General features: G+C 63.8%; 10 protein-coding genes. 4 read left to right on the top strand and 6 right to left on the bottom strand.

What is annotated here, in order from left to right:
- The first annotated feature begins 1 nt into the window (after position 1).
- A complete protein-coding gene (gene tcuB, locus RX329_RS34990) occupies positions 2-1,108 on the top strand; it encodes a tricarballylate utilization 4Fe-4S protein TcuB (protein ID WP_026233095.1) in 1,107 nt (368 codons plus the stop codon).
- 72 nt (positions 1,109-1,180) lie between these two features.
- On the opposite strand, the gene RX329_RS34985 is transcribed toward tcuB, so the two are convergent.
- Positions 1,181-4,585 carry an acyl-[ACP]--phospholipid O-acyltransferase gene (locus RX329_RS34985; RefSeq protein WP_317245029.1) on the bottom strand — a complete coding sequence of 1,135 codons (3,405 nt, stop codon included), beginning with the start codon at positions 4,583-4,585 and terminating at the stop codon, positions 1,181-1,183.
- Between the two features lie 537 nt (positions 4,586-5,122).
- Here RX329_RS34985 and RX329_RS34975 point away from each other — a divergent pair.
- Complete coding sequence (locus tag RX329_RS34975; RefSeq protein WP_162496297.1) at positions 5,123-5,743, top strand: TetR/AcrR family transcriptional regulator; 621 nt, start codon at positions 5,123-5,125, stop codon at positions 5,741-5,743.
- A 14-nt stretch (positions 5,744-5,757) separates the two neighbouring features.
- On the opposite strand, the gene RX329_RS34970 is transcribed toward RX329_RS34975, so the two are convergent.
- The 3 genes from RX329_RS34970 to RX329_RS34960 all read right to left on the bottom strand — a co-directional run bounded on the left by RX329_RS34970 (position 5,758) and on the right by RX329_RS34960 (position 9,612).
- Positions 5,758-7,065, bottom strand: a complete 1,308-nt coding sequence (locus RX329_RS34970) for a GGDEF domain-containing protein (RefSeq protein ID WP_085384371.1) — start codon at positions 7,063-7,065, stop codon at positions 5,758-5,760.
- A gap of 246 nt (positions 7,066-7,311) precedes the next feature.
- On the bottom strand, positions 7,312-8,616 hold the full coding sequence (gene pncB / locus RX329_RS34965; protein ID WP_247397742.1) for a nicotinate phosphoribosyltransferase: 1,305 nt from the start codon (positions 8,614-8,616) through the stop codon (positions 7,312-7,314).
- A gap of 51 nt (positions 8,617-8,667) precedes the next feature.
- Positions 8,668-9,612 carry a LysR family transcriptional regulator gene (locus RX329_RS34960; protein WP_247294527.1) on the bottom strand — a complete coding sequence of 315 codons (945 nt, stop codon included), beginning with the start codon at positions 9,610-9,612 and terminating at the stop codon, positions 8,668-8,670.
- A gap of 95 nt (positions 9,613-9,707) precedes the next feature.
- On the opposite strand from RX329_RS34960, the gene pcaH reads away from it, so the two are divergent.
- Both pcaH and pcaG read left to right on the top strand, forming a co-directional pair.
- Complete coding sequence (gene pcaH, locus RX329_RS34955) at positions 9,708-10,496, top strand: protocatechuate 3,4-dioxygenase subunit beta (protein WP_039799636.1); 789 nt, start codon at positions 9,708-9,710, stop codon at positions 10,494-10,496.
- A gap of 4 nt (positions 10,497-10,500) precedes the next feature.
- Positions 10,501-11,127, top strand: a complete 627-nt coding sequence (gene pcaG / locus RX329_RS34950) for a protocatechuate 3,4-dioxygenase subunit alpha (RefSeq protein WP_026233093.1) — start codon at positions 10,501-10,503, stop codon at positions 11,125-11,127.
- 18 nt (positions 11,128-11,145) lie between these two features.
- On the opposite strand, the gene RX329_RS34945 is transcribed toward pcaG, so the two are convergent.
- Both RX329_RS34945 and RX329_RS34940 read right to left on the bottom strand, forming a co-directional pair.
- Entirely contained in the window at positions 11,146-11,757 is a 612-nt protein-coding gene (locus RX329_RS34945) for an NYN domain-containing protein (protein WP_018456136.1), read from the bottom strand.
- 360 nt (positions 11,758-12,117) lie between these two features.
- Positions 12,118-13,023 carry a helix-turn-helix domain-containing protein gene (locus RX329_RS34940; RefSeq protein WP_018456135.1) on the bottom strand — a complete coding sequence of 302 codons (906 nt, stop codon included), beginning with the start codon at positions 13,021-13,023 and terminating at the stop codon, positions 12,118-12,120.
- Positions 13,024-13,066: the final 43 nt, after the last annotated feature.

The raw sequence follows: 13,066 nt of genomic DNA, 5'->3' as shown, positions 1-13,066 counted from the left end.
CATGCACGGAAGCAGAATTTTGGATGAAGGCGACCGCCTGATGACGGTCTGCAATTCCTGCCGTTACTGCGAAGGCCTTTGCGCGGTTTTTCCCGCCATGGAGATGCGCCGCGCCTTCTCCGACGGCGACCTCAATTATCTCGCCAATCTCTGCCATGGCTGCGGCGCCTGCTACGTCGACTGCCAGTTCTCGCCGCCGCACGAATTCAACGTCAACGTCCCGCAGACGCTGGCGATCGCGCGCGCGGAATCCTATGCGACCTATGCCTGGCCGCAGGCGCTGTCCGGTGCCTTCGCCCGCAATGGTCTCGTCATCAGCATCGTCGCCGCGCTCAGCATGGCCGCCTTCATACTCGGCTTCGCTGCCCTAAACGACCGCAGCGTGCTGTTTGGCGTGCACACTGGCCCCGGCGCGTTCTACAAGTTGATGCCGCACAACGCGATGGCAGCGTTGTTCAGCGCCGCCTTCCTTTATGCGATTTTCGCGCTGGTGATGAGCGTGCGTGCCTTCTGGCGGGATATCGGCCCGCCGATCGGCGGCCGTGCGGACGGCGGCTCGATCTTTCAGGCGATGCGCGACGCTGGTGAGCTGCGCTACCTCCATGGTGGCGGCGTCGGCTGCTACAATGAGGATGACAAGCCGACCGACCGGCGCAAGCTTTTCCATCACCTGACCTTCTACGGCTTCCTGCTCTGCTTCGCCGCGACCTCGGCCGCAACGCTGTATCACTATCTGCTCGGCCGCGAGGCGCCGTATCCGTGGTGGGATCTGCCGGTGGTTCTCGGCACGCTCGGCGGCATCGGCCTGATCATCGGGCCGATCGGCCTGTTCGTCGCCAAGATGCGGCGTGATCCGGCGCTGCTCGACGAGCAGCGCTACGGCATGGATGTCGGCTTCATCGCCATGCTGTTCCTGACCGGGTTCACCGGCATGCTGCTTCTGATTCTGCGGGAGACTGCCGCCATGGGACCGCTGCTGGCACTCCATTTAGGTGCAGTGTTCGCGCTGTTCATCACCATGCCCTACGGCAAGTTCGTGCACGGCATCTATCGCTTCGCGGCGCTGGTGCGTTATGCGCAGGAGCGACGCGGAGAAGCCGGTTCTTGAGATTCAGGCGGCGCGGAAGCGGCCGATCGGGGCACCGCGCCTCGCCTGATTGAGGCGCCTCGTGCATCTCTCTTATGCCACCTCGCGCTCTGGTCCAGACGCCTGCTCGCGGGCCATCGTCGTTGCCGTGACGTAGTCGGACTTGCCGGTCCCGAGCAGTGGCACCTTGTCGACCACCATGATCGCAGCGGGAACGGTCAGCTCGGACGCGCCGATCGCCTTGGCGTGGCCTTGCATGGCGCTGCGCTCGGCGTTCTTCTCCGTCGTCAGCAACACGATGCGCTCGCCCTTTCGCTGGTCCGGGATCGACACGGCGACTGAACCGGCCTGCGGCCACAGCGTTGTCGCGATGTTCTCGACCGCCGACAGCGAGACCATTTCGCCGGCGATCTTGGCAAAGCGCTTGGCGCGACCCTTGATGGTGATGAAGCCGGCCGGGTCGATCGCCACGATGTCGCCGGTGTCGTGCCAGCCGTCGGCGAGCGGCTCGAGCACGCCGGGATTTTCGGCCCGCAAGTATCCGAGCATTACGTTGGGTCCGCGCACCGACAGGCGTCCGCCTTCCTCGATGCCGGGGACCGGGTCGAGGCGGCTTTCCATCAGCGGCGACAGGCGGCCGACCGTGCCTGGACGATTGGCCATCGGCGTGTTCATCGCCAGCACCGGTGCCGTCTCGGTGACGCCATAGCCTTCGAGGATGCGGATGCCGTAACGCTCCATGAAGACCTGCCGGGTGCGATCCTTGACCGCCTCCGCGCCGGCGATCACCAGGCGCAAGGTGCGGAAGTCGTAGGCATGGGCCGAGCGTGCATAGCCCGTGAGGAATGTGTCGGTGCCGAACAGGATCGTGGCTCCGGTCTGGTAGATCAGCTCGGGCACGATCCGGTAATGCAGCGGCGAGGGGTACATGTAGATCGGAATGCCCGCGAGCAGCGGCATCATCATTCCACCGGTCAGCCCGAAGGAGTGGAACACCGGCAGCACGTTGAACACCTTATCATTGGCGTTGGCATCGACCCGCGCCAGCGCCTGTGCGGCGTTCGCAAGGATATTGCGGTGGGACAGCACAACGCCCTTGGGCGTGCCTTCCGAGCCCGACGTGAACAGCACGACCGCCGGATCGCTCGCCTGGCGGGCGACGCGGGGCGCGGTGCCGGCGAGCAGGCCCTTGATCTTGTCGGCCGTGCCGATCGAAGCACGGACGTCCTCGAGGTAGACCACGCGAACTTCCGCGGAGATCGCCGCCATCAGCTTGTCGAGCTTGCCCTTCTCGATGAAAGCTTTCGACGTCAGCACGGTTTTGACCTGCGCGGCTTTCATGGCGGCAAGCACGTTGACCGGGCCCGCCGAGAAGTTGAGCATTGCCGGCACCCGGCCGATGTTTTGCAGCGCCATGAAGACGACGGCGACGCCAGCGGAATTCGGCAGCAGCACACCGACATTCTCACCGATAGCGGTGCCGTTCTCCAGCTTCCGGCTCAAGACCTGCGCGCCCAGGATCAGCTTGCGATAGGTCAGCTTGGTACCGAGCGCGTCCTCGACGATGACCTTGCCGGTGTCGCGGTCGCGATAGGCGTGTCCGAGCGCCTCGAACAGGGTGTGATCGAGCATGGCGTTCTTCACCATGGCGTCGATCATCACGTCCTGAAGTGCTGCGCCCGCGGCGTTGCGGCGCGCCTTGCCCTTGAGCGACGGATCGACCGGAAGCTTGACTGGCGGCAGGATGGTGACGGTCACCCGCGGAAACCACGAGCGCTTGATCTGGCTGCCGTTGAGATAGCTGAGATGCGAGCGCTGGGCGCCTTCGATGCGGACCGGGACGACGACTGCGTCGGCCTTGTCCGCGATCATCGCGGTGCCGTCATAGACCTTCATCAGCGAGCCGGAAACAGTGATGCGTCCTTCCGGGAAAATCACCACCGGCTCTCCGGCGGCGACGAGCTTGATGAGGTCGCGCGCCGCCAGCGGCTTGGTGGGGTCCATGGTGTAGTGCTTGACCACCCGCAGGAACGGCTTGGCCCACCAGGCCTTGGCGATGTCGGTATCAACCGCGAAGCTCGCGTCGATCGGCAGCACGGCGTGCAGCAGCGGGCCGTCGATCAGGCTGACATGATTGGGCGCGATCAGCATGCGCGTGCCAGCAGGCGGCAGGTTCTCCAGCCCGCGGACCTCGGTGCGGAACAGCGCGCGGAACAGCAGCCCGCCAAAGTCGCGCACGCCTTCCTTGCCCCACTTGGTCAGCACGAACCAGACTGCGCCGAAGCTGATGACGCCGAGGCCAAAGAAGATCCAGCCGATGTGCAATCCGCCGGCCTGCAACAGCGCGACGAACAGCGAGCCGGCCACCATGAAGGCGGCCTGCAGCACGTTGCCGGCGGCGATAATGCGGGCGCGCTCGGATGGGGCGGACCAGGCCTGGACGGCGGCGAAGGACGGAACGACGAACAGCCCGCCGCCGAATGCGAAGGCGACGAAGTCGAGCAGCATGCGCAGGTCCGCGAACGAAGTTGCGAAGTCGGCAGCAGTGATGTCCTGGCCCTTGGCGGTCACGCCGATCGCCCAAGCGAGGTCGATGCCGGCAAACCCCATCATGACGGCGCCGATCGGCACCAGCGCGAGGTTTGGGCGAACGTGGCTCAGATTCGCGGCGAACAGCGAGCCGATGGCGATGCCGATTGCGAAGATCGCGAGACACAACGTCACCACGCCCTCGGTGCCGCCGATGACCTCCTTGACCAGCGCCGGCAGCAGCGAGAGCACGATGGCGCCCACCAGCCAGAACCAGGAGACGATCACGGTGCCGTCCCACAGCCGGTGGTCGGCGTGCAGCGTCTTCAACAGGCCGAGCGTCGAGGTCCAGGGATTGGCGTTGACCGGCAGATCGGGTGCAGACGGCGTCGTCGCGGGAATGCGGGAGGCGAAGGTCCAGGACAGCAGGGCCAGCACGACCACGGCCGATGCGACCCAGCCCATATGCGCGGAGCCGGCCACGAACTGGCCACCGGCAACGGTGCCGAGCAGGATGGCCATGAAGGTCGCGCCTTCGACCAGCGCGTTGCCGGTCGCGAGCTCGCCGAGCTCGAGCTGGTCCGGCAGCATCGCGTATTTCACGGGTCCGAACAGCGCGGCGATGACGCCGAACAGTGCGAGCGCTGCGAACAGCAGCGGCACCGAGTGCAGGAAGAAGCCGGCCGCGGCAAAGCCCGCGGCAAAGATCTCGGCGAATTTGAGCCGCCTTGCGACGACGGATTTGACGTATTTGTCGGCGAGCTGGCCGCCGAGCCCGGACAGGATGAAATAGGGGAAGATGAACACCGCGCCCGCGACCGTCACCAGCGCATCACCGTGGCCGGTCGCGGCACTGTAAAGCAGGATGATGACGAGTGCGTTCTTGAGCACGTTGTCGTTCAGCGCCGAGAAGAATTGCGCCCAGAACAGCGGCGCGAAGCGGCGTGACGACATCAAATCCCTGATCATGACTAGTCCTGTTTTGGAAACGCTGTCTGAGGTTGTTTCATTGTCGGATGGGCGTCGGGACCCGAGGAGATGCGACGGGCATTTGCGGGTTGACGAACGATCGCCCCGGCCTGCTCTGCGCCTTTACCTTCCGATCCTGTTGGTCTCCGCGTGGCGACGTTTGGTTCGCAAATGGCTGGTCGCGGCTCTATCACGCCCCGGCAAGGAGGCGTGCGCGCCTCAGGTAAGGTGGGCAAGGCGGCGAAAGGGCGAGAGGCGGCCGAGCAGGCTAATGCGGCGGCCCTCATGACGGGCGCGGTCGCGGTTGGCCCGCCACATCGGGAAGGTCACGCGGCGCTCGGTCAGGACGCCGGCAATGTCGCAGGCATTTGCAATGCGATCGATCGGCCCCGTCGCGAACCGCAGGAAGGCGCGGCCAAATCCGGTCACGAGAGCTGTGGCGTCATCGACGAAGGTGGAGGCGATATCAACAGCGAGGGTTTGCATTTTGCAGATCTCCAGGTTAATTTGAACATTGTTCAAATGAGTACCTTGAAAATGAACAATGTTCAAGACGAATCGTTGCGAGACCGAAAAAAATCTCGCCGGCGGCAGCAGATCGTGGAGATCGCTCGCAGCATTATCGCGACTAAGGGGCTGAAATCGTTGAAAGTCCGGGATGTTGCGGACGCCGCAGGCTGCTCGGTTGGGAGCGTCTACAACGAGTTCGGCGACTTCGACGGGGTGATCCTGACCGTGAATCGGGAGACCGTTAAGGAGCTGACGGTGCGGCTGGGCCAGGTTCCCGCCGAGGATCCCGTTCGCCAGCTCTACGGGCTGGCCGCGACCTACCTCGAATTTTTTGCGGAGCACGCCAATCTGCTGCGCTCGCTGTTCGAACATCGGATGGAGGACGACCGCCCTTACCCCGATGACATCCTTCAGATGGTGATGGACGCCTTCGCGCTGATGCATCCACCCCTGGTGCGGCTGCTTCCGAATGCAGACGACGTGCAGATCGCGCTGCTGTCACGCACCCTGTTTTCCGCCGTGCACGGGATCATCTCGCTCGGCCTCGAAGAACGCATGGTAGCCGTGCCGCCGCAGATGCTGCGCCAGCAGGTCGATCAGTTTCTGGATGCGCATCTCGCAGGGCTCGGGATTGTGCCAGTACGATAAAGTGTGGAGCGCTGCTACGCGCTGGCGGCCTTGCGGTGCCGCGAGGTGACGACGACGACGTCCGTCGTCCCGTTGTCGACCTGAACACGGTTGCGTCCGTTCTCCTTGGCGCGATAGCAGGCGGCATCCGCGCGCCGCATCGCGTCCTCGAGCGTGGTGTTGCCGTCGGTGATGCAGGCAACGCCGATGCTGGCGGTCACTGCAAAGCAACGATCGTCCCACGCGAAGACGGATAGCTCGAGCGACCGGCGCAGCCGTTCGGCGATATCCACGGCGTCGTACGGCGTGCTTTGTGGAAGGATTAGGCCGAATTCGTCACCGCCAAGCCGGGCCACCAGGTCATGCGGCCGTCGTTCCTGTTGCAGGAGACGCGAGATCTGGCAGAGCAGGCGGTCGCCGGCGAGATGACCGCAGCTGTCGTTGACGTCCTTGAATTGGTCGAGATCGAGCAGGACCAGGCCCAGCGAACCCGCCGCGGTGTCGTCCAACTCGCTTTGCAGGCGGGCCTCGAACGCGCGCCGGTTGGACAAGCCGGTCAGCCAGTCGTGCGACGCCTGCCAGACTAGGCGCTCCTTCTCGGCATGCAGGGCATCCTCAAACGCCTGTCGTTGCAGCACCAATCGCCGCGTGTGCCAGATCAGGAGCAGGATCAGCGTCATGGCTGTGACGATATTGACGCCAGTCAGCGTCATCTTGATGGCGCGCGAGCCTTCGCCGAGAACGGTGGAGAACCGCTTGGCGTGCACCGTGAACTGAGTGTTGAGCTCCGAAAGCCGCGACGACAATAATTGCAGGCGGTTGCCGTCCTGAACCGGTCCGCTCTTCAACTCTGACCGGATGACCTCGCCGAAAACGCTCAGCTCCAGCAGCATGGGGTCGGTGGCAGCCCACTCGCTGATCGCTTCCTTGAGAAAGCTGACCTGTTTGAAGTAGCGAAACAGCCAGATCAGTCCCGGCACGTCATCGGGATGGTTGCCGCCTTGCAGGAAGCCGATGCGGGCGGCCTCGACGTCGACCGGATCGCGCTCGAGCGCCCAGCGCGCGAACTCGTCGCCGATGGGAACGGCCAGCGAGGTCTGATATTGCGCAAACTGGCTGGCGTCGCCCGAATGCAGATAGAGATTGAGGAAATAGACGGCGTTCTTCTGCGAGCGCGACCACAACGCTTCGCCCGCGACATAGGCGCGGACCGAGGACATCACCTCCAGGCTGAATCCGGCGATCGCCGCCTGCAGCAGAACGACCGTGACGAAAGGCGAAACGAGCTTGATGACATGAAGGAAGCTTCGTCCCTTCGTTGACGGCGCTGTTCTGCGAAACACTTTGCGTTCCCCAAGTCGCTCAACGACCCCAGCGGAGCGATCCGCTCATAACGCGGATTACGCGCGAAAGGTGCTTAACTCGACTTGAAAATGCCAGGAGACTGCGTCGCAGGGTGAAGGCGTTGTGAAGTGGATGCTTGCAGATCGTCGCAAATGCCGTCGAACCGGAACTGACGCGGCATCGGCGAGCCGATGTCGCGCATTTGCCCCAGATGGTTTACTTGATGGAGAGAGATTGCTCTGGCGCTAGACCAGCACCGGCTTGCGCACGCGGCCGGCGTCGCCGAAGACGCGCAAATAGCGCTCGATCTCCGAAGGCAGGCCGGTCGCCTTCTCGGGATTGTCGGAAAGCTTGACGGCCGGACGTCCGTCGACCGACGACACCTTGCAGACCAGCGAGATCGGATCGAGGTTGAACGAGCCGTCCGGCGTGCAGCCGACGAAATCATTGGTGAGATTGGTGCCCCAGCCGAAGGAGAGCCGCACCCGGCCGGCGAAGTGGTGGTAGGTCTCCTCGATCGAGCCCACATCCATAGCGTCGGAGAACACCAGCAGCTTGTCCCTGGGATTGCGGCCCTTCTGCTCCCACCATTTCATGATCTCCTCGCCGGCTTGGATCGGCGGCGCGCTGTCGGGGCGGAAGCCGGTCCAGTCGGCAACCCATTCCGGCGCATCGCGCAGGAAAGCCTTGGTGCCAAAAGCGTCGGGCAGCGCAATCAGGAGGTTGCCGCCATAGGTCTGGCGCCACTGGTCGAGGATGCGATAGGGCGCCCAGCGCAATTCCTCGTCGTCCTTGGCCAGCGCAGCCGCGACCATCGGCAGTTCATGGGCGTTGGTGCCGATGGCTTCGAGATCATTGTCCATCGCGAGTAGCACGTTGGAGGTGCCGATGAAGGACGGGCCCAGGCCTTCCTTCACGGCCTCCACGCACCAGCGCTGCCAGAGGAAGCCATGGCGGCGACGAGTGCCGAAATCGGAGAGCCGCAAGCCATCCAGCTTGCGCAGGCGTTCCACCTTGGTCCACAGCTTGGCCTTGGCGCGGGCATAGAGCACGTCGAGCTCGAAGCGGCCGCGGCCCTTCATCGCCGCCCGCGAGCGCAATTCGTTGAGGATGGCGAGCGCAGGAATTTCCCACATCGTGGTATGGCTCCACGGCCCGTGGAAGTGCAGCTCGTACTGGCCTTCGACCTTGCGCAGCTCGTATTCGGGCAGCCGGAATTCGGCGAGCCAGCGGATGAAGTCCGCCGAGAACATGTGGGTCTTGCCGTAGAAAGTGTTACCGGCAAGCCAGATCAGCTCTTTCTTGGTGAAGCGGATGGTGCGGGCGTGGTCGAGCTGGGCGCGCAGCTCGCCCTCGTCGATGATTTCGGCGAGCCGGACATGGCGCGATCGGTTGATGACCGAGAATGTCACCTGCTGATTCGGGTAAGATTCCCGAATCATTTGCAACATCAATAGCTTGTAGAAGTCGGTATCAAGCAGGCTGCGGATGATGGGATCCAGCCGCCAGCTGTGATTGTAGGTCCGGCTCGCAATGTCGGTCACTGTCATGGGGGAATTCTAGCGTGGCGGCCCCGGCGCAACCAGTGGGTTTGACGGGGATCAGGTTTTCGCGGGGACGGGGTGCGAGGCCGTTGCCGCCACGGTCTCGAGCTGGCTTCTGATCCAGCGATGCGCCGGGTCCTTCTGATATCGCTGGTGCCAGACCATGAACATCGGCAGCTCGGCCAGGGTTCGTGTGCGCGAGGCCAGCGGAATCCGCACACGCGCGAAGCCGTGCATCACGCCGGGCGCCAGCAGGCTCGGCATGCTCGCCAGCATCTGCGAGCCACGCAGGAAGGACGGCACGCCGGAGAAGCTCGGCACGGAGATCGCGATGTCGCGGTGGAAGCCGTTGGCTGCAAGCCGGCGATCGAAGTCGAGCCGCTCATTGTCAGTGTAGACCACCGTGACGTGACGCGCCGCGAGATAGGCGCCGCGCGTAGCCGGCGCGGCGCGCGCTTTGGGGTCGTAGTAACAAACGTAATGGTCTTGCAGCAGGCGCTTCTGCACGATGTCCACGCCGGATGGCGGCAGCGGCGTGATCAGCAGATCGCAGCGGTTTTCGCGCAGCATCGCCGGCGAGGGCGACTGCGAGGGGATCACGCGCAGGTTCAGGCTCGTCACTTGCGCTGCGACATGATCGAAGAACCGCGGCAGCAGCAGGTCGCGCTGGAAGTCATTGGCGGCGATTGTCAGCGAAAGCTGCGCGCTCGCCGGCTCGAACGTGACACCGCCGGCAAAGCTGCGCATCTCGTCGATCAGCGCTCGCGCCTTTGCCGCGAGCGCCTGGGCGTGCGCCGTAGCGACAATGCCGCGGCCGGATTTGGCAAACAGCGGATCGCCGACGATCCGCCGCAGCTTGTTCAGGGCGTGGCTGACCGCGGATTGCGTCAGGCCGAGCCGCGTTGCGGCCGCCGTCACCGAACCTTCTTCCAACACGGCCAGGAACAGCTCAAGCGCGTGGCCATCGAGCGCCAAATGATCGATTTTATTCATGGAATGCATTATAATCGATCTATTTATCTTGAGAATAGCCGGCGCCATCATCTCCCGATAAGCCGTGCGCCCCAACGGGAGCGCCAGAGGGAGAGACAACGCCGATGCATGCCCAGGCGCCAGCCTTGCGGGAATCCCGCCCCAACCGTCCCGAGCCGTTCACGCCGCCGCTCGGTGACGGCGGCTTCTTCCAGCGCGACCGTTCCATGCATCCGCCGGCGCACGCGCCGGGCTACAAATCCTCGGTGCTGCGCTCGCCGCGCCAGGCGTTGCTGTCGCTTGAGAACTCGGTTTCGGAGATCACGGGGCCGGTGTTCGGGCACAACGATCTCGGCCCGCTCGACAATGATTTGATCCGCAACTACGCCAAGGACGGCGATCCCGTCGGCGAACGCATCATCGTCCACGGCCGCGTGCTGGATGAGACCGGCCGCGGCGTGCCGAACACGCTGGTCGAGTTCTGGCAAGCCAATGCCGGCGGCCGCTACCGGCACAAGAGGGACACGTATCTGGCGCCGATCGATCCGAATTTCGGCGGTTGCGGCCGCGCGCTGACCGACGACAGCGGCTACTATTATTTCCGCACCGTGAAGCCGGGACCCTATCCCTGGCGCAACTACGTCAACAGCTGGCGTCCCGCTCACATCCACTTCTCGGTGTTCGGCTCGGGCTTTGCACAGCGTCTGATCACCCAGATGTACTTTGAGGGCGATCCCCTGATCCCGGTCTGCCCAATCCTGACGACGATCCCGGACAAGGATGCGCTGGAGCGCCTCATCGCGCCGCTCGACCTCAACGCATCGACCCCGTTCGACTCGCTCGCCTACCGCTTCGACATCGTCTTGCGCGGCCAGCGCTCCACTTACTTTGAAAATCGCACCGCAGGGAACTAGGTCCATGCCGCAGCCGCTCAACTACCTCAAGGAAACCGCCTCGCAGACCGCCGGGCCCTACGTCCATATCGGCCTGATCCCGGCGATGGCCGGCTTCGACATCTTCGAGAAGAACTTTTCCAACGTGCTGGTGACGCCGAACACGCAAGGCGAACGCATCACGCTGGAGGGCAAGGTGTTCGACGGCAGCGGCACGCCGCTGCGTGACGTGCTGTTGGAGATCTGGCAGGCGAACGCGGCCGGCCGCTACAACCATCCGGCCGATCGGTCGACCGGCGCGCTCGACGAGGAATTTCGTGGCTGGGGCCGCGCCGGCTCCGACTTCGAGAGCGGGCTGGTGACGTTCGAGACCATCAAGCCCGGGGCCATCACCGACAAGGCGGGCCGCAAATGCGCGCCTTACGTCAACATCTGGATCGTCGCGCGTGGCATCAATATCGGGCTCAACACCCGGCTGTATTTCTCCGATGAAGAGACTGCGAACGCCGCCGACCCCGTGCTCAGCCTGATCGAGCAGCCGGTGCGACGTTCGACGTTGATCGCAAAGCGCAGCGAGCGTGGCGCCAAGATCGTGTATGCTTTCACGATCAATTTGCAGGGGCCGGAGGAGACGATGTTCTTCGACGTCTGAGAGCCGCCCCCCGAAGGTTCACTCCACCTGGTCACTGCGATCGATCGCTACGCGCGCGTGGAATTGCGGTGACTGACGCATCTCGCGCGATCCCGGCCTATTGGCCGGATCGCGCCCCACTTTTGGTTTCAGTTCTGCCAAATCGATGAATATGTCCGCCTGTCGGCGCAGCTCGTCAGCGACCATGGCCGGCTGAGTGGAGAGTGTGGAGACGACCGTCACGCGGACACCGAGGCGTTGCAGGGCTTCCACCAGCGAACGAAAATTCCCATCGCCCGAGAACAACACGATCTGATCGACGTGCTCGGCGAGCTCCATCGCATTTACGGCGAGGTCGACATCCATGCTGCCCTTCACCTTGCGGCGGCCGGTGATGGCGTCGACGAATTCCTTCGTGAGTTTCGTGACGACGGTGTATCCGTTATAGTCGAGCCAATCGATCAACGGACGGATTGACGAATACTCCTGATCCTCGACGACGGTCGTGTAGTAGAAGGCCCGCAACAGCGCACCTCGGCTTTGGAATTCGCCGAGCAGTCGCCTGTAGTCGATGTCGAAGCCGAGCGCCTTGGAGGTGGCATGGAGATTGGAGCCATCGATAAAGAGTGCGATCTTCTCAATCGAAGACATTATGCACAAATCTCCAGTTGTACGCGAAAGGTGGCCGGTCCAACCGCCGGGGGCGGTGTGTCGGCCGGAAAAACATTGAAGGCACCGATGGCTTGCCGAAAAAGCAGCGCAGACGACCGGACAGGGGCGGCCGTCTTGCGCCCAGGTTAGGGAGGATACAATGCCACCGGCGCCAGGGCGCCGAATGCAGCCAGGCTAAGGCGCGCGCATTCCCTACTCAATTGTACTGAGGTAAAGGGCGCCTATCCAAAGGATAGGGCCCCATATACGAAGGTTAAGTGGCAGCGCTGGCAACAAAGGCCATTGCGGTTCCCAGCGTGGCCTTCGACCACAGGCGCGGCTGATCGATCGGCCGGTGTGTCAGCCTTCATCGCCATGAAGCTGGGCACGAAAGGCCCGCGGTGACACGCCCGTGGCGGCGGCGTAGACCCGGCTGAAATAGGCGGGGTCCTCGAAGCCAAGCGCATAGGCGATCGTCGAGACCGGTAAATTGGTGTAGACGAGATTGCGCCGCGCCTCGCGGATCAGCCGGTTGAGGATCAGGTGCGAGGCGGTGTCGCCGGTTGCTGCCCGGGTCACACGGTTGAGATGGGTCGGCGTGATCGACAGCGCGCCCGCATAGTCCGCAACGCTCCAGCGTTCCAGATGATGCTGTTCCAGCAGCGCCTCGAAGCGGCGGAATAGTCCGCTTTCAGCCGTGCCGTTGCCACCGCTCTCGCCGGTGAGTGCGCGGGCCACCAGCCCGATCATGGCCGCCGAAAGTGCACGCAGCACATGCGCTCGGCCGAAATCGCGCGCGGCGTGTTCGGCAAAGATCTGCTTCATGGTGGTCCGAATCTGCGGCGTGCCGCGTATCACGGCCGAGCGCGACAAGGCACCTCGCAGCCCTTCGGAGGCGAGCAGCGCTTCGTCCAATATTTCCGCGGCGATGGTCAGCACCCAGCCCTGGGTATCAGGCACGAAACGGAAGCCGTGGACGTGGCCGACGGGCACGTTGACGATTTGCATCGGCTTCAGCTGCACCACGCGCCCGTCGAGCGTCGCTTCGCCGCCGCCGCGCTCGATCAGCAGCACCTGGTGCAGCCGGGCATGGCGGTGCACGGCGAGCGTCCAATCGTGCAGCACGGAGCGCGACGCTATCGTCTCGCAATGCACGACATCGGGCAGATCACCGGATTCGCCGAACAAATTGTAGACCCGGATTGCCGGGGCGGGGGCTGGGTTTCTCATGTTCGAATAGTACAAGACAAAGACGAAAGCCTCCATCCGTCAGCGGCGCTGAATCTGCAAGAAAGCGCCGAGGAGGACG

Origin of the sequence: Bradyrhizobium sp. BWC-3-1, from assembly GCF_032917965.1 — a bacterium.
Classification (GTDB): Bacteria; Pseudomonadota; Alphaproteobacteria; order Rhizobiales; family Xanthobacteraceae; genus Bradyrhizobium; species Bradyrhizobium canariense_D.
The sequence above is the reverse complement of the archived record's forward strand: the minus strand, read 5'-3'. Positions and strand labels throughout refer to the sequence as shown.